This window comes from Pandoraea sp. PE-S2R-1 (assembly GCF_002179865.1).
In the GTDB taxonomy this organism is placed as follows: domain Bacteria; phylum Pseudomonadota; class Gammaproteobacteria; order Burkholderiales; family Burkholderiaceae; genus Pandoraea.
Window position 1 is genome coordinate 260405 of the sequence record NZ_NGUR01000017.1, and the last position, 20813, is coordinate 281217.

The window sequence follows — 20813 nt, forward strand, 5'->3', positions numbered from 1 at the left end:
AAAAAGCAGGTTGCGTGAGCAACCTGCTTATTACCGTCAGTTGCGCAAAGAAGCTGCGCGACGCGGTACTTACTTGCTGGCGGCGGCCGGCGCTTCAGCAGCCGAAGCCTTCTTCGCCGACTTCTTGTGAGCCGACTTCTTGTGCGTCGACTTCTTCTTGGCAGCCGGCTTTGCGGCGGCGGCCGGAGCAGCGTCAGCAGCCGGAGCGGCCGGAGCAGCAGCTTGAGCGAACACGCCAGTTGCGAACAGGCCAGCGACCAGGGCAGCGATCAGTTTTTTCATGAGATTCCTCGTTGAAGCTCGATGTTTGGGTAGTGAACTCGTTGACCCGCGAAGTGAGTCACCTCTAATAACGTCCATTCAGGACATCGGTTGACAACTCACTCGCGGATTTTTACGAAGTGAAGTATTACGGCTTGTTACCAGTCGGCGGCTGGGTCGCCGGACCCTTCTTGGCCGACTTCTTGTGATGATGCTTCTTGTGCGATGCCTTCTTCGTCGGCGCAGCCTTGTCGGCAGCTGCCGCCGCCGGAGCGGGTGCTGCTGCTGCGGGCGCCGCCGGCGCGACAGGTGCCGTCGCCGGCGCCGATTGTTGGGCCATCGCGGCGCCGGACACGATCATGCCGGCGGTCAGGGCGAGCAGCAGTTTGTTCATGACTTGGTTTCCTCGTTTCAATTAGTGGTGCGTATGTTGCGCACCTGTTCCCTCAACGAGTCGAGCGACCGCTTCGTTGACCGGAAAGTGTAAGTATTTGTTGCGGCAGTTCGCACCACTGCCCAGGGGCGAGGTTCAACGCAAAGACGTCGACGGGGCCGATGGCCACACGCACGAGTCGCAATGTCGGCTTGCCGACGGCTGCGGTCATGCGCCGCACCTGACGATTTTTGCCTTCGACGAGCCGGATCTCGAGCCAGTGCGTTGGAATGCTCGCGCGATAGCGAATCGGCGGATCGCGGGGCCACAGCGATTCGGGCTCGGGAATTTCGCGGGCTTCGCACGGCAACGTGATGAAGTCGCCAAGATCGAGCCCGGCGCGCAGCCGGGCGACGGCGGCTTCGTCGTAAGCGCCTTCGACCTGAGCCCAGTAAGTCTTGGGCAACTTGCGCTCGGGCTCGGCGATGCGCGCTTGCAGGCGTCCGTCGTCAGTCAGCAGCAGCAGGCCTTCGCTGTCGGCGTCGAGTCGTCCGGCCGGATAGACGTTCGGGCGTTGCACGCATTCGGCCAGCGTCGGGCGCGTGGGGTGCGGCGAGAACTGGCAAATCGTGCCGAAGGGCTTGTTGAGTGCGAGAAGTGTCATACCGAGGGAAGAAAATCGGAGATTGCCGACATGAGGAAGTGCGACATTACACGTCGCCCGGCATTTCACAGAATTTCGCAGTGATTCGCAGAATTCGCGGACTTCATCGCCGGGCGGCAACCTCTGTTCAGGCCTGACATGTTAATGCATAATCGGAAAAATCAGTCTTATGTCTTATATAAGACTTAGGGCTTGCTGTACGCAGCGATGAGCGCTGTGACTACAATAGGGCGGTAAACCCGATGGCGATACCGCCGCCTCTCGTGCGATATCCGATCTATCCAATTGGAGCCCCACCATGTCGTATCAGCACATCAAGGTCCCCGCCGGCGAGAAGATCACCGTGAACAAGGACTTCTCTCTGAACGTTCCGGACACGCCGATCATCCCGTACATCGAAGGCGACGGCACCGGGGTGGACATCACACCGGTGATGCTCAAGGTCGTCGATGCCGCGGTTGAGAAAGCGTATGGCGGCAAGCGCAAGATCAGCTGGATGGAAATCTACGCGGGTGAAAAGTCGACACGTGTCTATGGACCCGATGTGTGGCTGCCTGACGAGACGCTCGAAGTGGTCAAGGACTACGTTGTTTCGATCAAGGGCCCGCTCACGACGCCGGTCGGTGGCGGCATTCGTTCGCTGAACGTGGCGTTGCGCCAGCAGCTTGATCTCTACGTGTGTCTTCGCCCCGTGCAGTACTTCAAGGGCGTGCCGTCGCCGGTGCGCCAGCCCGAGAAGATCGACATGGTGATCTTCCGTGAGAACTCCGAAGACATCTACGCAGGCATCGAGTGGGAAGCCGAGTCCGAAGGCGCGAAGAAGTTGATCGCGTTCCTGCAAAACGAAATGGGTGTGAGCAAAATCCGTTTTCCGCAGACCTCGGGTATCGGTGTGAAGCCGGTGTCGCGCGAAGGGACGGAGCGTCTGGTACGCAAAGCGATTCAATATGCGATCGACAACAACCGCGACTCGGTGACGCTCGTGCACAAGGGCAACATCATGAAGTTCACCGAGGGGGCGTTCCGTGACTGGGGGTATGGTCTCGCGAAGAAAGAGTTCGGCGCGACGGAGATCGACGGTGGCCCGTGGTGCAAGGTGAAGAACCCGAAGACGGGTAAAGACATCGTGATCAAGGACTCGATCGCGGATGCTTTCCTCCAGCAGATTCTGTTGCGTCCCGCCGAATACGATGTGATTGCAACGCTCAATCTGAACGGTGACTACGTCTCGGATGCCCTGGCAGCGCAAGTGGGCGGCATCGGCATTGCGCCGGGCGCGAACTTGTCGGACTCGGTCGCGATGTTCGAAGCCACGCACGGCACGGCACCGAAGTACGCGGGCAAGGACTACGTGAACCCGGGCTCCGAGATTCTCTCGGCAGAAATGATGCTGCGTCATATGGGATGGACCGAAGCGGCAGACCTGATCATCGCGTCGATGGAGAAGTCGATTCTCTCGAAGAAGGTTACGTACGATTTCGCCCGGTTGATGGAAGGTGCGACGCAGGTGTCCTGTTCGGGCTTCGGCGCGGTCATGATCGAGAACATGTAAGGCAACGATCGACGGCGGCAATCAGGCGGCAGTTGCGACGACCTGCAACTGCCGCTGCGTTTCACGCGAAGGTAATCAGAACCCCGGTTGAGCTACGCTTGCCGGGGTTTTTTCATCGTGACGTAATGCGATGCGTGTGATGGGACGCCGAAGATTCCATCGCGCTAACGCGCGAGCAAATAACCGCTCTTGCGTTCCTGCCACATCGCGGCAAGCGCATAACTCCCCGCTACACACAGGCTCAGTTGGCTGGATTGCGCGAGGCCTTCGACAATCGTCGACGACATGACGGATAGCAGCAGCAAGTACTGCGGGAAGAGTCCGACGCCAAATGCAAACTCTTCGGCCCGAACCGGGGCCGCGATTTCCGGCGAGCGACGTGTTCGCCAAATTCGCCATGCCACATAAATTACACCGTGAAAGAACGCGCCGTACTCGACCCAGTTCCCGTCAAATATGAAGTTCGGCATCGCCAGACATTACCTTCGGCAAAAGAGCCAGATTGCGGACACCGAGGCGCCGATTACGGCGCCGATGTAGCGTGGATCAAACGGGAAAAAAGGGAGCTGCATGTTGCCAACGGTGACACCGGTCAACGAGATACCAATGACGGTGTAGCTCGCGACGCCGCGAAGCTTTGCTCGTGTCTGAGGGGAAATCTTGATCATGAAAGCCTGCGACTGATATTCGACAGCGACGAAAGGAGAGGGGGCATGACAAATTCTATTTCGTCGCCATACGTCGAGCGCAAGCGTTTACCTGCCGCGTAGCAGCAAATCCGAAAAATCCCTAAGCGCTGAAATTCAGTGACGTCGCTATTGAACGACCACGGTCGTCGTGACGCGATGATCGCCGGTCGACGGAATGCGACTCGTGAACTCGCGCGGAAAACCTACCGTCCATGTCACGACGTCGGTGCCTGCGACTTTCCCCGCCTGATACCAGACGATCATGCCGGGAAAGCGCATCGTCTCGCAGCGTTGTCCCGCGGGCACGGTGTAGTCGGTCCACTCGGCCGACACTTCACCGAGCGCGGGAACGGAGTCGAGCTGGAAGGTGGGTTGTCCGAGCGAGCGGCACAGCGCGCTGTAGTTGGGCTGTACCCATATCGCGACTTTTTCGCCGATGGGAACCGTAATCTCAATCGACGCTGGCGGATAAGCGGCCTGACCGAAGGCTGTACCAATCCCCAGCCAGCCGACGACGAAAAGCGCAACGCGCCCGGCACGCCAAAGGTTGCGACGGCATGTTTCGGCAAGTAGCGGGAGGCGATACTCAGGACGGGGGCGCTCGGTGTCAGACGCGAAGGGCATGCGGGCGCTGCACCGGGATGCGGCGCGTGCGGTGTTGGCGGTATCCATATTCGGATCTCCCACCCCCCAGGCGGCCGACTGGGAACGTTCTCATATTCCCGGCATGACGTCGGCACGACAATTCAATTACAGTGCACGCGAGCACGTAAGGCAAGGAACCGGAGCGGATCGATCAAGTGCCGCTTTCACGGCCACGCGTTCGCCCCATCGGGATAACCCGGGGCCACCGGAAACAACAAACCAGAAAGGGAGCCAGCAGATGAAGGTCAATCGCATCGTTGCAAACATCGCCGTGCCGACGCACGAGGCGATGCAGGCCGCGCAGCACTTCTACGGCGAATTGCTCGGACTCGAACTTCTGATGGATCACGGCTGGATCGCGACGTACGGCAACGCCGCGAAGATGACCGTGCAGATGAGTGTCGCGACCGAGGGCGGTGCGGGTACGCCGGTGCCCGACGTGTCGATCGAAGTCGATGATGTCGACGAAGCGTTCACTCGCATGCAGGCTGCGGGCATTGCCATCGAATACGGCCCGGTGGACGAGCTCTGGGGCGTGCGCCGCTTCTATGTGCGCGATCCGTTCGGCAGGCTCGTCAACATTCTTTCGCACCGATAACGGCCGCGCCCCGAGCACGGCGTGTGTGACCGCCTATCTACCGTTCGCTTGCACCGCCCACCGCTCACCGCTCACCGCCCATCGAAGTAAGCCGCGAGTTTCTGCGCCTCGAACGCTTGCACCACGTAGTCGACAAACACCCGCGTGCGCAACGGCAACTGCTTCTTGTTCGAGTAATAGACGAACAGGCCGCCATATTCCTCGCACCAGCCGGGCAGCAGCCGTATCAGCCGGCCGGTGTCGAGCAGCGGCGCGGCGTGGGGCATTGGCAGCAGCGCAATGCCGTAGCCGAGGGCGACGGCATGCGCGATCGCCTCGGGGTCATCGAAGATCATGCGCGTGCGCGCTTCCACATTGACCCGCTCGCCGCGTGCATTGCGCAACTCCCACGCGCGCAGTCGTCCCGACATTCCGGAGCGGCGCATCACACCGTCGAACGACGCCAGTTCGGAGGGATGCTTCGGCATCGCCCGATCCGCCATATACGCCGGCGACGCGCAAATTACGGTATAGGTCGGCGCCAGACGCCGCGCGATGACCCCGGGTGTCAACTCGATGCCCCCGCCGACGGCGGCGTCGAAGCCTTCACTTACGACATCCACGCTGCGGTTATCGAAGCGCCAGTCGGGCACGATCTCCGGGTAGCGCGCAAGAAACTCGCCGAGCATGGGGACCAGATACTGCCGCCCGAACGCGTGCGCCACGCTCACCTTGAGCACGCCCGATGGCGCGCTTTCGCTCTCGGCGGCGCGTGCCACAGCGTCGGTGAGTGCCGCAAAGGGCCCGTCGATCTCCCGCAGGAACGATTCGCCACCCGCACTTAGCGTGAGACTGCGCGTGCTGCGGTGAAACAACCGCAAGCCGATCTGCGCTTCCAGTCGCGCGACATTCTTGCTCACCGCCGCAGGCGTGATGCCGAGTCGCCGCGCCGCCGCAGAGAAGCTGCCGGTACGCGCGCTGAGGACGAAGGATTCGAGCAGGTTCAGGGCTTCCATAGGTCACCTGTTCCATTGGGTTGAAAGTGATGATCGGAATTATGGACTAGTTGGCAGGTAATCCGCCGACCATACTGGCTTCACTTTTCCAAACAACGGAGTGGCATCATGGCAACGAAATTTCAAGGCAAGGCAGCGTTTGTGACGGGTGGCTCGCGGGGTATCGGTGCGGCCATCGTGCAGCGGCTGGCGGACGATGGCGCTGCGGTCGCCTTCACCTACAAGGGCTCGAAAGCAGAAGCCGAAGCCATCGCGGCAGGCATTCGTGCCGCTGGCGGGCGCGCGCTGGCCTTGCAGGCCGATGCTGCCGATGCGGCGGCGCTGGGCAAGGCCGTCGACGACGCCGCCCGGGAATTCGGCAAGATCGATATTCTCGTGAACAATGCTGGCGTTTTCACCATGGCCAACGTCGCAGACATGGCGCTCGAAGACTTCGACCGGATCCTCGACGTCAACGTGCGCTCGGTATTTGTGGCGTCGCAGGCGGCACTCGCCCATATGGGCGACGGCGGGCGCATCATCAACATCGGTTCGTGCAATGCCGACCGCATGCCGTTCGCCGGCGGCGCAGCGTATGCGATGAGCAAGGCGGCGCTCGTCGGCCTGGTCAAGGGGATGGCACGTGACCTCGGCCCGCGCGGCATCACCGTCAACAACGTGCAGCCGGGGCCGACCGCGACCGACATGAATCCGGCGACCGGCGATTTTGCCGGTGTGATGCACGACCTGATGGCCCTCAAGCGCCACGCCGAACCGTCGGAAATCGCTGCCATGGTTGCCTACGTCGCTAGCGATGAGGCAGGCTTCGTGACCGGGGCCAGCCTGACGATCGACGGTGGTTTCAACGCGTAATTTGGCGCGGCAAGTCGGTACGTAGAGTGCGGTAGCTGGCTACGCAACTAGCCAGCTACTCAACGGCGGAGTGGCCTCAGCGGTCTCGCCGAAGTATTACGGTCGTAACCGGCGGTAAGCAGACACCCTTCGCAATGTAAACCCCGGCGCGAGGGTGGCGATTAGACTGCCTTCATGAAGGTCGTCCACATCTCGCACACGCCGGTGGCGGGCAGTCCGGGCAACATCGTCTCGGCGCTCAACCGGTTGACCGATATCGAAGCGCGGCACGTCGTCTTTGACGCGGCCGCGTATCAGACACGCACGTTCGCCGTCGATATCGACTGGAAACGCCAGCGCGATATGGCACTTGATGTCATCGCTGCCGCCGACGTCATTCATATCCATCAGATTTTTCCGATGGAGAAGACCTTCGGCGCCGACTTCCCGCAGCTTTTCACCAATAAGAAGCTGATACGCCAGTTCCATTCGGCGCCCGAGTTGTGGGCACGCGATGACAAGGCGATGCGCGAGCGAATCGTAAATGATCCGATCCCGCAACTGGTCATCGCGCAAGGCCCCGAGCGCTTTTATCCATTCGCGCGCGTGGTGCCCAACATCGTGCCGCTCAACGATCCGCGTTACATGCCCCAACCGGAGAGAGCGAGCGACGCGGGCCGCCCTGTGGTGGTCTTTTCACCGAGCGGACGTTCGTCGGGCTGGCGCAAGCGCTGGGAGACCAAAGGCGCGCCGCAAACGCTCCGTCTTTTACATCGGCTTGAACGTCGCGGGTTATGCGAAATTCGCCTGATTACCGGTACGCCGCATGACGAGTGCCTGCGCCTGAAACAAAGCGCTGCCGTCGCGCTCGATGAGTGCGTGACGGGCAACTACCATCTCTCCGGGCTTGAAGCGCTCTCGCAGGGCAAGCCCACGCTAGGTCATCTCGACAACCGTGTGCAGTCGCAACTTCGCCGCCTGACTGGTGCGTTTGAATTGCCATGGGTCGACGTGCCGCTCGAAGCTGCCGAGGCACCGCTCGTCGAGTTGCTGACGAACGCGTCGCTGCGTACGCAGATCGGTGCGGCGTCACGTCGCTGGATGGAGACCTACTATCAGGAAAGCGCGATGGTCGAGTACTACCGGCAGGCGTATCTCGATCTGTTCAACGCGCCGAATCGATTCACCGAGCGGCGTATCGACGACGCCACGCAGTGGCTCGCGGTCTCGCTGCCGAACTTGCGGTGGCGGGCGCGGCGCAACGCCAACGCCTTCTGGCGCGGCCTTTGGGAGACGTGGCACGGGCGTTGAGCGTCGCGCCGCCTCTGCCTCACATCTACCTCGTCTCTATCCGCGTCCTCGCACCGTCCTCGCGCTCGCCGCGTGCCTCATTCCGAAAACAACGCGAACAGCAAGTTACGCATCCATTGACTGGCTGGTTCCTGATGAAAGCGCGCGTGCCAGAACAGATTGATCTGAATGTCAGGCACGTCAATGGGGTGCGAGACATAGCGCAAGCCGAAGTGCTGCGCGCTGCGCTGGGCAAACTTCTCGGTGACCGTCGCGACGAGATCGGTCGCGTGCAGGATGTCTGCCAATGCGACGAAGTGCGGCACCCGCAGGCGAATGTTGCGATGCACGTGCGCGCGCGCCATGAACTCGTCGACTTGGCCGTGGCCCGTGCCGGCAGCCACCACAACCACCTGCTCGGCGAGCTCGAAATCGTCGCGTGAGAGTGCGCTGGTGTTGCTGTCATCGGGCCGATCGAGGGGGTGTCCGGGGCGGAACATGCAGACGTACTTCTGTCGAAAGAGTCGTCGCTGAAAGAAGCCGGAGGTCAGGTCGGGCAGGTGCCCGACGGCCAGATCGACCTGTCCGGCCGCCATCTCCTCCTGCAAGTTGATTGCCGTATTGCGCACGGTGCTGACCGTAATGCCCGGGGCCTGCTCGCCGAGTGCGTGCATCAGGCGCGGCAGAAAGTGCACTTCACCGATGTCCGTCATCGCAATCTGAAACGCCTTCTGGCTTGTCGCGGGGTCGAACGCCACTTGACGATTGAACACGCCGTGCAGCGCGTCGAGCGCTGCGGCCACGGGTTCGGCCAGTTCGGTGGCCATTGGCGTCGGCAGCATGCCCCGCGAAGTGCGGATAAACAGCTCGTCGTTGAACAACTTGCGCAGGCGCGCGAGGGCATTGCTGACAGCAGGCTGCGTAACGCCGAGGGCTTGCGCCACCCGCGATACGCGCCGTGCGTTGTAAAGATGCTGGAACACCACCAGCAGGTTCAGATCGACAGTGTGCAGGTCCATGGCGGGCAGTCGGGGCGAGTCGCGATAACGACGGCGATAACGACGGCGATAACGACGGCGAGGCGATGCCGCGCAAGTATCGATGTGGAGCGTCTTGCCAGTGTTATCACTGAAATCTATGGAGGATATAAGCGAGATTCTATTGGTTTATATCGCCCTGTGCGCGATCCTTCGTTCAAACGGCGTAACAACGCCACAAACGGTGCCCGCGGGTATCGAAAGAACGGAGACAAATCCCCATGGAAGTCAGCGTGCAACCGCTCGGCGAGCGTTTTGCCGCCGTGCCCGGCGACAACCTGCTCAAAGCCCTCACCGATCGTCAGATCCCCATTTCGTATAGCTGCCTCTCGGGGCGCTGCGGCACGTGCCGCTGCAAAGTCGTGTCCGGCAACGTGCAAGAGACCGGGGGCTACGAGTATCGGCACAACGTCGGGACCGATGACGACACGAGCGCCGATGGCCGCTACGTGCTGGCTTGTCAGGCAACGGTGCACGGCGACTGCGAGATCGAGTTGCCGGAGATCGACGAAGTTGTCGTTCACCCCGCAAAGATTCTCAAGGCGACCGTGCTCGCCATTGAGCCGCTCACCCATGACATCCAGCGTCTGGTACTCAAGCCAGCCAAGCCCCTGAGTTTTTCGCCGGGGCAATACGCAACGCTGCAATTCACACCGGAACACATCCGGCCGTATTCGATGGCGGGGATCGATGCCGACGGGACGCTCGAATTTCACATCCGGCGCGTGCCGGGTGGCGCGGTTACCGGATACGTCGCGGAGCAACTGAAGGTCGGCGACGCCGTGCGTGTGTCGGGGCCGCTCGGTACGTCTTATCTGCGCACGCGCCATGACGGCCCGATGCTGTGCGTGGCGGGTGGCACCGGACTCGCCCCGGTGCTTTCGATCGTGCGCGGAGCGATTGCCCGTGGCATGACCAATCCCATCGAAATCTACGTGGGCGCGCGCTCGCCATCCGATGTGTACGGCCTCGCGTGGTTGCGTGAACTGGCCGCGCGCCATGACGGCAGCCTGCGCTTGCACGTCGTGACGACGAGTGGCGCATCGGCTGTCGGCATATCGGCCGCGTCTGGCGCCCAAGCTACAGCCGCCACCCCAGCCGCCCCCGTTGTCTCCGCCGAGGACGGCAGCCCGCTCTCGCGACTCGGTCACGTGACGGATGCCATTGCTGCCGACTTTGCCGGCGCCGGGGCCTTGGCGGGGTGGCGAGCGTACCTGTGCGGTGCGCCGCCGATGGTCGACGCTGCGACGGCGTTGTTGCGCGGGCGCGGGATGGATGCCAGCCATATCTACGCCGACGCCTTCTATGCCCGGGCGGCTTGATTTTTTGCAACGCATCGGGACGCAGCGTCGTTGCCGTCCGACGTCACGCGCTTCGTGAATTCCCCAAAGGAGACAACCGTGAGTACAACACCGCAGACCGGACACGATCCGGCGTCGACAGGAATGTCAGAGCCGTTGGCCGCATCTTCAGCGTCTGAAGTGTCAGGCACGTACGACACGTACGACACGTCAGATATCTGGCCCGCCGAGGGCACGAGTCGTATCCCGTTTCGGGTCTATACGGATACCGATCTGTATCGGCGCGAGCTTGAACAGTGCTTCTATCGCGGCCACTGGAACTATGTCGGGCTGGAAGCGGAAGTGCCGAATCCCGGTGACTTCAAGCGAACGGTCATCGGCGAGCGCTCGGTGATTGTCACGCGTGATGCGAGCGGCGACATCAATGTGGTCGAGAACGTCTGCGCGCATCGTGGCATGAAATTCTGCCGTGAGAAGCGTGGCAATCGGACCGATTTTCACTGCCCCTATCACCAGTGGAACTACGACCTCAAGGGCAACCTTCAGGGCGTGCCGTTCCGTCGCGGCGTCAAGCAGGATGGCAAGGTCAACGGCGGTATGCCGAAAGACTTCAAGCCGGAAGACCACGGCCTCACCAAGCTCAAGGTGGCGACACGCGGCGGTGTGATCTTCGCGTCGTTCGATCACGACATCGAGTCGCTCGACGACTTCCTCGGCCCCGAGATCGGTGCGTACTTCGATCGCCTGTTCGATGGGCGCAAGCTCAAGCTGCTCGGCTACAACAAGCAACGCATTCCGGGTAACTGGAAGCTGATGCAGGAGAACATCAAGGACCCGTATCACCCGGGGCTGCTGCATACCTGGTTCGTCACCTTCGGGCTCTGGCGTGCGGACAACAAGTCACGTCTGGTCATGGACGCGCACGGCCGTCACGCCGCGATGATCTCCACGCGCGGTCAGGGCGGTGGCGGGGAGGTGACCTCGGGCGTGTCGAGCTTCAAGGAGACGATGTCGCTCAACGACACGCGCTTTCTCGACATCGTGCAGGAAGACTGGTGGAAGGGGCCGACGGCAGTGCTCATGACGCTCTTTCCCAGCGTCATTCTTCAGCAGCAGGTCAACTCGGTTTCTACGCGTCACATCCAGCCGCGCGGCCACGATTCGTTCGACTTCGTGTGGACGCACTTTGGCTTCGAAGACGATACCGACGAGATGACGCAGCGCCGTTTGCGACAGGCCAACCTATTCGGGCCGGCAGGGTTCGTGTCGGCCGACGATGGCGAGGCGATCGAATGCTCGCAGGAAGGGTTCGAGCAGAAGCCGTGGCACCGCGTGCTCGCGGAACTGGGCGGCACGGGCGTGGAGAACACCGACCACATGGTGACCGAGACGCTGATTCGCGGCATGTACGCGTATTGGCGCCGCGTGATGGGCGTTTGAGGAGACACGAGAAGATGGTCGACTTTGTGACGTTTCAAGCCGTTGTCGAACTCAATGCGGCCTATGCGGCGGCGCTCGATGCGCAGCATTGGGATGCGTGGCCGGGGTTCTTTCTCGACGACTGCATTTATCGCGTGCAGCCACGCGAGAACTACGACATGGGACTGCCCCTCGCGACGCTCTCGTTCGAGAGCCGAGGAATGCTGCAAGACCGCATCTACGGCATCCGCGACACGCTCTTTCATGACCCGTACTACCAGCGTCACGTGATCGGCTTGCCGAGCATCAAGGCGCTCGATGAGACCACGCTGCACGTGGAATCGAACTACGCGGTTTTTCGGACCAAGCCGGATCAGCTCACCGATATTCTGTCGGTCGGCCGTTATCTGGACATCGTCAAACGAACCGGCGACGGGTGGAAATTCGCGTCCCGGTTGTGCATTTTCGACAGCGAGATGATTCCCAACTCGCTGATCTACCCGATCTGAAGCGAGGACACCATGAGCGGTAACTGGATCGAGGCGGCTCCACGCGACGCCATTCCCGAAGACGACGTCGTTGGCCTGGCGGTGGGCGGGCGCGACATTGCCCTGTACGGGGTGGACGGGGAGGTGTTCGCGACCGATAACGTGTGCACTCACGGGAACGCGCGCTTGTGCGACGGGTTTCTGGAGGGGCACGAGATCGAATGCCCGCTGCATCAGGGCAAATTCGACGTGCGCACCGGTGCGGCCATGTGCGCGCCGCTCACCGAGGGGGTGAAGACTTATCCCATTCGGATCGAAGCCGGCAAGGTCTACGTCGACCTGGGCTGACGACTTGACGACAAGACGACCCGGCGAAGGGTCTCTGGGATAGACGGACCGATGACCGGTGTTACCGGTCTAGGGGAAATCGTCCAAACGGGCTGCCGGCAAGGCGGCCCGTCGCGTTTGCGCGACAAGATTTCGTGCGCTCACGTCCTGCGGGGAGTGGCAGTGGCCCAGTCGCAGCGCGCTGGCGCATATGATTCATTGTTTTATTGAATGACACATATGACTCATTTCGATGAAACGGCATCCTCGCGTTTGAGGCCGTTTTCGTCCGCCCGTATTCGTTAAAAAAGCTATTTATTTCCGGCGCTTATCTGTGGCATATCGCCGTCGTTGTCAGACAGTCGCCTGCGTAGGAATACTTAGCCTTTTCAGCTAATTGCGTAATTGATTTCCGCAACTCAGGATCGATGGGCGTTATTTTAATAACTGAGTGGAATATTGCTATGTGGCGGGTTTTATAAGCGATTAAACGCAGATAAATTGTGCCGTGCGCAGAATGCTGAGTGGAAAGTTGCGTTCCGGTTTGTATTCAAAAACGGATCCAAAAGATTCAAGGTGGTGCAGTCTTTTGTGCGGCGCAATAAAAAACCCGGCCGAAGCCGGGTTTCCGATGCATTGAAGCTCAGCGTATCAGGACGGTGCCTGAATGTTCGAAGCCTGCTTGCCCTTGGGGCCTTGCACCACCTCGAAGACCACCTTCTGACCTTCCTTCAGGGTCTTGAAGCCGTTCATCTGGATCGCCGAGAAGTGAGCGAACAGATCTTCGCCACCTTCATCCGGCGTGATGAAACCAAAACCCTTGGCATCGTTAAACCATTTGACCGTACCGGTTGCCATACAAACTTCCCCTAAACAATTACGACTACTACATATCACCGCAACAACGAGCACATCTGAAAAACCCGCCGACTAGTCGCGGCGGCTTCTTAGGCTCACCCAGGCATCTTTTCTTTTAAAACGCTTATAGAGGAAAAGCGCCAAGTTGATTGTTTTCGCTAACTACCAATAGTGTCAAGCCCTTTTTCGCCGATAGAAGATGAGTTCGATCAGGTTTTACCCTTATATCTAGGAGGGCATAAGCAGTGCCGCGACACGCCCTTGAAATTTGGGTTAAGCTGACTCATATGGGTGTGGCACCCCCGGTGGTCGGGGCTGCGGCGCCTTGCTGGACAACGCACGCGGCGATTTGGCGAGTGTTGGCATTCCGGTGGACACCGGCGGCAGGCGGCAATAGGAGCTTCGATTGCTTCCTGCGCCCCGGAGTTGTTTAGAATCCACGTATGGCAACCTTACCGACAACGCATGACGACACCGTACAGGAGCGGCAAGAGCAACAGCTCAAGCCGCCTTCGATGTACAAGGTGGTACTGTTGAACGACGATTTCACCCCGATGGAGTTCGTGGTGATGGTCATTCAGGAATATTTCAATAAGGACCGGGAATCTGCAACGCAGATCATGCTCAAGGTCCACCGAGAGGGCAGGGGAGTTTGTGGGGTCTTCACGCGCGACGTCGCGGCGACCAAAGTTGAGCAAGTTGTTAGCCATGCAAGGCAGTCCGGGCACCCGCTGCAGTGCGTGATGGAGGAAGCATGATTGCCCAGGAATTGGAAGTCAGCCTGCACATGGCGTTTATGGAAGCGCGCCAGGCCAGACATGAATTCATCACGGTCGAGCACCTGTTGCTCGCCCTCTTGGATAACCCGACCGCTGCCGAGGTGCTGCGCGCCTGCGCCGCAAATCTAGACGATTTGCGCCAGAACCTGCGCAACTTCATCGCGGACAATACGCCCACGGTGCCGGGCAGCGACGAGGTCGACACTCAGCCCACGCTCGGTTTCCAGCGCGTGATTCAACGCGCCATCATGCACGTCCAGTCCACTTCCAACGGTAAGAAGGAAGTGACCGGTGCCAATGTGCTGGTGGCCATCTTCGGTGAAAAAGACTCCCATGCCGTCTACTACCTGCAACAGCAGGGCGTGACGCGTCTGGATGTCGTCAACTTCATCTCGCACGGCATCACCAAGACTGGTGCTGCGGGCGAGTCGGCCAAGGCCGGTGAAGGCAGCACCGAGGGTGAAGAGGGCGCGAGCGCCAAGGAAAGTCCGCTGGCGCAGTACACGCAGAACCTCAACCAGCTCGCACGCGACGGCAAGATCGATCCGCTGATCGGCCGCGAGTCGGAAGTCGAGCGCGTGGTGCAGGTGCTGTGCCGCCGCCGCAAGAACAATCCGCTGCTCGTGGGTGAAGCCGGCGTGGGCAAGACGGCGATTGCCGAAGGCCTCGCCTGGCGCGTCACGCGTGGCGAAGTGCCCGAGATTCTGCAAGACGCTACGGTCTTCTCGCTGGATATGGGCGCGCTGCTCGCCGGCACGAAGTATCGCGGTGACTTCGAGCAACGCCTGAAGGCCGTGCTCAAGGAACTCAAAGAGCGCCCGGGTGCGATTCTGTTCATCGACGAAATTCACACGCTGATTGGCGCAGGTGCCGCCTCGGGCGGCACGCTCGATGCCTCGAACCTGCTCAAGCCGGCGCTGTCGTCGGGGCAGTTGAAGTGCATCGGCGCGACCACGTTCACCGAATATCGCGGCATTTTCGAGAAGGATGCAGCGCTTTCACGCCGCTTCCAAAAGATCGATGTGAACGAGCCGACCGTCGAGCAAACCGTGCAGATCCTGCGCGGCCTCAAGTCGCGCTTCGAAGAGCACCACGGCGTGAAGTACTCGTCGAGTGCCCTGTCGGCGGCCGCCGAGTTGTCGGCCAAGTTCATCACCGACCGTCATCTGCCGGACAAGGCGATCGATGTGATCGACGAAGCAGGTGCCGCGCAACGCATCCTGCCAAAGTCGAAACAGAAGAAGACCATCGGCAAGGGCGAGATCGAAGAGATCGTCTCGAAGATCGCGCGCATCCCGCCGCAAAGCGTGTCCGCCGATGATCGCGGCAAGCTTCAGACGCTGGATCGCGACCTGAAGAGCGTGGTGTTCGGGCAAGACCCGGCCATCGACGCGCTGGCGGCCGCCATCAAGATGTCGCGCGCCGGGCTGGGCAAGACGGACAAGCCGATCGGTGCGTTCCTGTTCTCGGGACCGACCGGGGTCGGCAAGACCGAAGTCGCCAAGCAACTGGCCTTCACGCTCGGTATCGAACTGATTCGCTTCGACATGTCTGAGTACATGGAGCGCCACGCGGTCAGCCGTTTGATCGGCGCGCCGCCGGGCTACGTGGGCTTCGATCAGGGCGGCCTGCTCACCGAAGCGATTACGAAGAAGCCGCATTGCGTGCTGCTGCTCGACGAAATCGAAAAGGCGCATCCGGACATCTTCAACGTGCTGCTTCAGGTGATGGACCACGGCACGCTGACGGACAACAACGGGCGCAAGGCCGATTTCCGCAACGTCATCATCATCATGACGACGAACGCGGGTGCCGAGACGATCAATCGCGCCAGCATCGGCTTCACGAACGAGCGTCAGGCCGGTGATGAAATGGCCGACATCAAGCGGATGTTCACGCCGGAGTTCCGTAACCGTCTGGACTCGATCATCAGCTTCAAGCCGCTCGACGAGCAGATCATCCTGCGCGTGGTCGACAAGTTCCTCATCCAGCTGGAAGATCAGCTGCACGAGAAGAAGGTCGAAGTTGTCTTCACCGACAAACTGCGCACGTATCTGTCGAAGAAGGGTTTCGATCCGTTGATGGGTGCCCGACCGATGCAGCGTCTGATTCAGGACACGATTCGTCGTGCACTGGCCGACGAATTGCTCTTCGGGCGTCTGACGACCGGCGGCCGTGTGACCGTCGATCTCGACGAGCACGATCAGGTGCAACTGTCGTTCCCCGAGGACGGCAACGCCCGCTCGGAACCGGAAGCTGCCGAAGTCGAGTAAGCCGAGTAAGCCGAGCAAGCCGGTCAGCGATGCGCCGACGAACCTGCTGGAAAGAAAAAACGCCGCGATATGCGGCGTTTTTTCATGGGCGCGTCAGCCGCAAACCACGCGGTGTGGCGTCACATACTTAATGCTTGCCCGTGCTGCCGAAGCCACCGGCACCGCGATCGCTCTCGGGGAATTCGTCCACGAGGTTGAACTCGGCCTGCACGACCGGCACGATCACCAGTTGCGCCAGACGCTCGAACGGGTTCAGCACGAACGGCTCGTTGCCGCGGTTCCACGTCGAGACCATCAACTGGCCCTGATAATCCGAGTCGATCAGCCCGACCAGATTGCCGAGCACGATGCCGTGCTTATGGCCGAGGCCCGAGCGCGGCAGAATCAGCGCGGCATAGCCCGAATCGGCCAGATGGATCGCCAGACCCGTCGGCACGAGCACGGTCTGGCCCGGGGCGATGGTGAGCGGTGCGTCGAGGCACGCGCGCAGATCGAGCCCGGCGCTACCCGGCGTGGCGTAGGCGGGGAGCTGCGAGCGAAGGCGTTCGTCGAGGATCTTGACGTCGAGTTTCATGGCGTAGGCTTGGCGTAATTCAGAAAAAAATCAGTCGGAGGCACCGTCGGATGCCGATAGCGAGAACGCTTGCGCCAGCAATTCATGCGAGCGCAGACGGGCGCGGTAACTGCCGGCCACCGTCAGCACGATGATCTCGTCGGCGTCGAACTGCTCCTGCAACTCGAGCACGCGAGCGGTCACGCGTTCCGGGGTGCCGATGATACTACGGGGCTTCTCGCGCGCGATCACCGACAACTCGCGGTCACGATATTGCGGCTTGGCATCCGCGCCTTGCTCAAGGCTCGGAATCGGCTCGTTCATGCCGTAAGCCATCTGCACGCGGCGCAGGTCGACACCCGCTTCAAGGGCTTCGGCTTCGGCATCGGTATCCGCGCAGATCACGAAGAGCGCCACCGAGCAGTAGGGCTTGTCGAGCTGTCCCGGCGTAAAGCGCTCACGATACGCCTCGGTCACGCGATGGCCGTAGTGCGCATTGATGAAGTGCGCAAAGCAGTAGCGCAACCCGAGTTGTGCGGCGAGCAATCCACCGAATTCACTCGACCCCAGCACCCATAGCTCCGGACGCGTTTCGACGGCCGGTTGCAGCAGCACGCCGCGATACGGGTGATCGTCGGGCAGGGTGCCGTCGAAGAGACGGGCCAGTTCCTCCACTTGCTGCGGAAAGTGCTCGCCTGCATCGTAGGGCCCTTTGGCGACGGCGCGTGCGGTGCGCATGTCGCCACCGGGTGCTCGCCCGACGCCGAGGTCGATGCGATTCGGAAACAGCGCTTCGAGCATCAGAAATTGCTCAGCAAGCTTGAACGGGCTGTAATACGGCAGCATCACGCCGCCGGACCCGACGCGCAGACGTTTGGTCACGCTGGCCAGCCGCGCGATCATGACTTCGGGGGCAGGGTTGGCCACGCCACGCAGGCCGTGGTGTTCCGCGCACCAGTAGCGCGTGTAGCCGAGATCGTCGGCGGCTTGGGCCAACTCGACCGTGGCGGCGATGGCATCTGCGGCGCTATGGCCGTGAATCACCGGTGTCTGATCGAGCACCGAGAGTTTGATGCGATTGCGGGTTTGCGTCATGGAATCGATGCTCCTTGCATCATCTGGTGCTGTCGCGAGCGTTCAGGAATTCCCGCAGGCTCGCACGCACCGGCAACTCGACAATTCTCCGAACAGCTCAATGACCGCCGCCAGCCGGACCCACCGGCGCGTGGTCCGCGTTGGCGTGGGGCAAGCGCGCGATCATCAGAATGGCGACGATGCCGCCGAGCGCGCCGCAGAAAAAGATCGAGGCATAACCGAAATAATTCGCGACCAGCCCGGCCATCGGTCCAATCAGACCCAACGCCAGATCGAAGAAGGCCGAATAGGCTGCCAGTGCTGCGCCCCGATTTTGCGGCGGCACCGAACGCAGCGCTTCCACGCCGAGCGCCGGAAACACCAGCGAGAAGCCGAGACCGGTCAACCCGGCGCCGATCAGCGCCATGTTCGGATGGACGGCACCCCACAGCAGAAACTGGCCGAGGGCGCTGAACACGAGCGAGCACATTGCGACGCGGCGTCCACCGAAGCGGTCGACCGCATGGGCAAACAGAACGCGCATGCCGATGAAGCAGCCGCTGTACAGCGTGAGCGCGTAGGCGGCACCGGTCCAGCCGTGGCTGGCGTAATACAGCGTGATGAAGGCCGCGATCACGGCGTAGCCGATGCTGCCGAGCGTCATCGCCAGCCCCGGACGCCACACGAGGCCAACCACCCGCAGGAACGGCAAACGGGTGCCGCCGACCGGCGCGGCAGCGGGCAGGCGCAGCGCAATGGTGAAGGAGATCGCAGGCACGACAATGCTGACCAGCGCCACGACGGTGAACCCGGCCGATTCGAGCAGATAGGCGCCGAACGGTGCCCCCACGGCAATCGCCGTGTACATCGACACGCCTTGCCATGAGATGGCCTTGCTGGCGTGGGCCGCGCCAAGCAGGCCGATGCCCCACGACATGCCGCCGGTGAGCAGCAGACTTTCGCCGAAGCCGAGCACGACGCGTCCGGCAAACAACACGCCCAGCGCGAGCGTGGGATTCGGGATCATTGAGGCGATCAAATACAACACCCCGGCGGCGGCACAGCCGCACAACCCCGTCAGCACGGCACGGCGCGGGCCACGGGTGTCGACGGTGCGTCCGGCGTACGAGCGCAGCAGCAGCGTCACGACCGACTGGATACCGATAGTCACGCCGACGACGAACGAGCCGTAGCCGAGTGTTTCGTGGACATACACCGGCAGCACGGGCAGCGGCATGCCGATGGTCATGAAGCCGAAGAACATGATGGCGGCCAGCATGCTCAGTGTCCCGTAGACACTGACGACTGGCCGCGACGTTGGAGCGGGTTGCGTCATTTTGATTGTTATCGTGTGCGGCCCCCGGGAGTCGATGGGGGCAGTGATGCGATTAAAGCGAAAAATGCGATAGAAACGTGGCCAACATCGCGGGGCAACCGTGGCGAGTTGCCAGTGTGTCACCGTCGCCGGACAACGACGATGACAGCCGCGAGGCCAGTAGGGGCATGCTCAGGTACTCAGGCGCGTGCGGGCGCTCAGCCGGGCGCGCGCGAAGGCAGTCGTGCGGCGATCTCGACGATCAGGCTGCGGGCCAGCGATTGCTTGTCGGCGCGCGGCAGGCGCTTCTGACCGGCGTCGTCGAAGAGGATGACTTCGTTGTCGTCCTGTCCGAACGTGGCCGGGCCCAGGTTGCCCACGAGCAGCGGCACCTGTTTGCGACGGCGCTTCTCGGCACCATGCTTTTCCAGATCACCCGATTCGGCCGCGAACCCAACGCAATACGGCGGTTTGGGCAGTTGTGCCACGGCCGCGAGAATGTCCGGGTTCTGCACGAATTCGAGCGTGGGCACGTCGGCATCGCCCGTCTTCTTGATCTTGTCGTGCGCAACCTCGCGCACACGCCAGTCGGCCACGGCCGCCACGGCGATGAAGATGTCGCTATGCGACGCGTCGGCGAGCACGCGGTCGTACATCTGCTGCGCCGTCTGCACGTTGCTGCGCGTCACGCCGTACGGCGTCGCGAGTGCGGTTGGGCCTGCCACCAGATGCACATCGGCACCGGCTTGCGCCGCGGCCCGTGCGATGGCGAACCCCATTTTGCCGCTCGACAGATTGGTCAGGCCGCGCACCGGGTCGATCGGCTCGAAGGTCGGTCCGGCAGTAATCAGCACGCGCCGGCCTGCCAGCCGTTTGGGGCTAAAGAAGCCGACGACGGCTTCAAAGATGTCTTCCGGCTCGAGCATGCGGCCATCGCCGACTTCGCCGCACGCCTGATCGCCGCTGTCGGGGCCGAGAATTGTCACCCCGTCGCCGCGCAGGGTCGCCGCGTTGCGTTGCGTCGCCGGGTTGCCCCACATCTGCCGGTTCATCGCGGGCGCTACCAGCAGCGGACAGTCGCGTGCCACGCACAGCGTGGAGAGCAGATCGTCGGCCATGCCGTGCGCGAGCTTGGCGAGAAAGTCGGTGGAGGCGGGGGCGATGAGAATGGCGTCGGCCTCGCGTGAGAGGTCGATGTGCGCCATGTTGTTGTCGACGCGGTTATCCCACTGGCTGGTAAACACCGGCCGCCCGGAGAGCGCCTGCATCGTGAGCGGGGTGATGAACTGCGTGGCGGCGTCGGTCATGACGACCTGCACGGTCGCGCCTGCCTTGATGAACAGTCGCGTGAGTTCGGCAGACTTGTAGCAGGCGATGCCGCCGGTGAGTCCGAGGACGATGGTCTTGCCCGCAAGTTCCATTTGAAAATGCCTCCTCCAAAGTGCCGCGCGGCGCCTCCTGGGCGCCGCGACGGTGGTGGCATCGGTTCGA

The 20813-nt window shown here is 61.7% G+C and carries 23 protein-coding genes; 10 read left to right on the plus strand and 13 right to left on the minus strand.

Annotated features, from left to right (window positions below; genetic code table 11):
* Window positions 1–69 precede the first annotated feature (69 nt).
* The 3 genes from CDV44_RS25175 to CDV44_RS25185 all read right to left on the minus strand — a co-directional run bounded on the left by CDV44_RS25175 (window position 70) and on the right by CDV44_RS25185 (window position 1298).
* Window positions 70–282 carry a hypothetical protein gene (locus tag CDV44_RS25175; protein WP_087691370.1) on the minus strand — a complete coding sequence of 71 codons (213 nt, stop codon included), beginning with the start codon at window positions 280–282 and terminating at the stop codon, window positions 70–72.
* 127 nt (window positions 283–409) lie between these two features.
* On the minus strand, window positions 410–655 hold the full coding sequence (locus tag CDV44_RS25180) for a hypothetical protein (protein WP_087691371.1): 246 nt from the start codon (window positions 653–655) through the stop codon (window positions 410–412).
* Between the two features lie 52 nt (window positions 656–707).
* Window positions 708–1298 carry a pseudouridine synthase gene (locus tag CDV44_RS25185; RefSeq protein ID WP_087691372.1) on the minus strand — a complete coding sequence of 197 codons (591 nt, stop codon included), beginning with the start codon at window positions 1296–1298 and terminating at the stop codon, window positions 708–710.
* A 298-nt stretch (window positions 1299–1596) separates the two neighbouring features.
* Between CDV44_RS25185 and icd the strand changes: the two genes are divergently transcribed.
* Window positions 1597–2850, plus strand: coding sequence for an NADP-dependent isocitrate dehydrogenase (icd, locus tag CDV44_RS25190; protein ID WP_087691373.1), 1254 nt, complete (start codon window positions 1597–1599; stop codon window positions 2848–2850).
* 164 nt (window positions 2851–3014) lie between these two features.
* Here the strand turns inward: icd and CDV44_RS25195 are convergent, their stop codons facing one another.
* From CDV44_RS25195 to CDV44_RS25205, 3 genes are all read right to left on the minus strand, one after another.
* On the minus strand, window positions 3015–3254 hold the full coding sequence (locus CDV44_RS25195; protein WP_141118808.1) for a hypothetical protein: 240 nt from the start codon (window positions 3252–3254) through the stop codon (window positions 3015–3017).
* Window positions 3255–3329: 75 nt separating this feature from the next.
* Complete coding sequence (locus CDV44_RS25200) at window positions 3330–3518, minus strand: hypothetical protein (protein WP_087691375.1); 189 nt, start codon at window positions 3516–3518, stop codon at window positions 3330–3332.
* A 147-nt stretch (window positions 3519–3665) separates the two neighbouring features.
* Window positions 3666–4211, minus strand: a complete 546-nt coding sequence (locus CDV44_RS25205) for a hypothetical protein (RefSeq protein ID WP_087691376.1) — start codon at window positions 4209–4211, stop codon at window positions 3666–3668.
* 211 nt (window positions 4212–4422) lie between these two features.
* On the opposite strand from CDV44_RS25205, the gene CDV44_RS25210 reads away from it, so the two are divergent.
* Window positions 4423–4782: a VOC family protein gene (locus CDV44_RS25210; protein ID WP_087691377.1), complete on the plus strand. Its 360-nt coding sequence runs from the start codon at window positions 4423–4425 to the stop codon at window positions 4780–4782.
* Window positions 4783–4853: 71 nt separating this feature from the next.
* On the opposite strand, the gene CDV44_RS25215 is transcribed toward CDV44_RS25210, so the two are convergent.
* Window positions 4854–5777 (minus strand): LysR family transcriptional regulator, encoded by a 924-nt coding sequence (locus CDV44_RS25215; protein ID WP_087691378.1) that lies wholly within the window; start codon window positions 5775–5777, stop codon window positions 4854–4856.
* 108 nt (window positions 5778–5885) lie between these two features.
* On the opposite strand from CDV44_RS25215, the gene CDV44_RS25220 reads away from it, so the two are divergent.
* Both CDV44_RS25220 and CDV44_RS25225 read left to right on the plus strand, forming a co-directional pair.
* A complete protein-coding gene (locus tag CDV44_RS25220) occupies window positions 5886–6629 on the plus strand; it encodes an SDR family oxidoreductase (protein ID WP_087691379.1) in 744 nt (247 codons plus the stop codon).
* A gap of 174 nt (window positions 6630–6803) precedes the next feature.
* The gene (locus CDV44_RS25225; protein WP_087691380.1) at window positions 6804–7919 is read left to right on the plus strand and encodes a hypothetical protein; all 1116 of its coding nucleotides are present in this window, start codon (window positions 6804–6806) and stop codon (window positions 7917–7919) included.
* A gap of 77 nt (window positions 7920–7996) precedes the next feature.
* Here CDV44_RS25225 and CDV44_RS25230 read toward each other — a convergent pair whose 3' ends face one another.
* Window positions 7997–8917, minus strand: a complete 921-nt coding sequence (locus CDV44_RS25230) for a LysR family transcriptional regulator (RefSeq protein ID WP_087691381.1) — start codon at window positions 8915–8917, stop codon at window positions 7997–7999.
* A 239-nt stretch (window positions 8918–9156) separates the two neighbouring features.
* Here CDV44_RS25230 and CDV44_RS25235 point away from each other — a divergent pair, with 239 nt between their 5' ends.
* From CDV44_RS25235 to CDV44_RS25250, 4 genes are all read left to right on the plus strand, one after another.
* Entirely contained in the window at window positions 9157–10257 is a 1101-nt protein-coding gene (locus CDV44_RS25235; protein ID WP_087691382.1) for a 2Fe-2S iron-sulfur cluster-binding protein, read from the plus strand.
* A 78-nt stretch (window positions 10258–10335) separates the two neighbouring features.
* On the plus strand, window positions 10336–11676 hold the full coding sequence (locus CDV44_RS25240; RefSeq protein WP_249277710.1) for an aromatic ring-hydroxylating dioxygenase subunit alpha: 1341 nt from the start codon (window positions 10336–10338) through the stop codon (window positions 11674–11676).
* Between the two features lie 14 nt (window positions 11677–11690).
* Complete coding sequence (locus tag CDV44_RS25245) at window positions 11691–12164, plus strand: aromatic-ring-hydroxylating dioxygenase subunit beta (protein ID WP_087691384.1); 474 nt, start codon at window positions 11691–11693, stop codon at window positions 12162–12164.
* A gap of 12 nt (window positions 12165–12176) precedes the next feature.
* Complete coding sequence (locus CDV44_RS25250; protein WP_087691385.1) at window positions 12177–12491, plus strand: non-heme iron oxygenase ferredoxin subunit; 315 nt, start codon at window positions 12177–12179, stop codon at window positions 12489–12491.
* Window positions 12492–13121: 630 nt separating this feature from the next.
* Here the strand turns inward: CDV44_RS25250 and CDV44_RS25255 are convergent.
* Window positions 13122–13328 (minus strand): cold-shock protein, encoded by a 207-nt coding sequence (locus CDV44_RS25255; protein ID WP_058375799.1) that lies wholly within the window; start codon window positions 13326–13328, stop codon window positions 13122–13124.
* Window positions 13329–13771: 443 nt separating this feature from the next.
* On the opposite strand from CDV44_RS25255, the gene clpS reads away from it, so the two are divergent.
* Together clpS and clpA are read left to right on the plus strand one after the other, a co-directional pair.
* On the plus strand, window positions 13772–14086 hold the full coding sequence (gene clpS / locus CDV44_RS25260; protein ID WP_010807118.1) for an ATP-dependent Clp protease adapter ClpS: 315 nt from the start codon (window positions 13772–13774) through the stop codon (window positions 14084–14086).
* On the plus strand, window positions 14083–16380 hold the full coding sequence (gene clpA / locus CDV44_RS25265) for an ATP-dependent Clp protease ATP-binding subunit ClpA (RefSeq protein WP_087691386.1): 2298 nt from the start codon (window positions 14083–14085) through the stop codon (window positions 16378–16380). The genes clpS and clpA overlap by 4 nt, the downstream gene beginning before the upstream one ends.
* A gap of 127 nt (window positions 16381–16507) precedes the next feature.
* Here clpA and dut read toward each other — a convergent pair whose 3' ends face one another.
* The 4 genes from dut to coaBC all read right to left on the minus strand — a co-directional run bounded on the left by dut (window position 16508) and on the right by coaBC (window position 20743).
* Complete coding sequence (gene dut, locus CDV44_RS25270) at window positions 16508–16954, minus strand: dUTP diphosphatase (protein ID WP_039367384.1); 447 nt, start codon at window positions 16952–16954, stop codon at window positions 16508–16510.
* A 30-nt stretch (window positions 16955–16984) separates the two neighbouring features.
* Window positions 16985–18028, minus strand: coding sequence for an LLM class flavin-dependent oxidoreductase (locus CDV44_RS25275; RefSeq protein WP_087691387.1), 1044 nt, complete (start codon window positions 18026–18028; stop codon window positions 16985–16987).
* A 97-nt stretch (window positions 18029–18125) separates the two neighbouring features.
* Entirely contained in the window at window positions 18126–19343 is a 1218-nt protein-coding gene (locus tag CDV44_RS25280; protein WP_087691388.1) for an MFS transporter, read from the minus strand.
* 197 nt (window positions 19344–19540) lie between these two features.
* Window positions 19541–20743 carry a bifunctional phosphopantothenoylcysteine decarboxylase/phosphopantothenate--cysteine ligase CoaBC gene (coaBC, locus tag CDV44_RS25285; protein ID WP_087691389.1) on the minus strand — a complete coding sequence of 401 codons (1203 nt, stop codon included), beginning with the start codon at window positions 20741–20743 and terminating at the stop codon, window positions 19541–19543.
* Window positions 20744–20813: the final 70 nt, after the last annotated feature.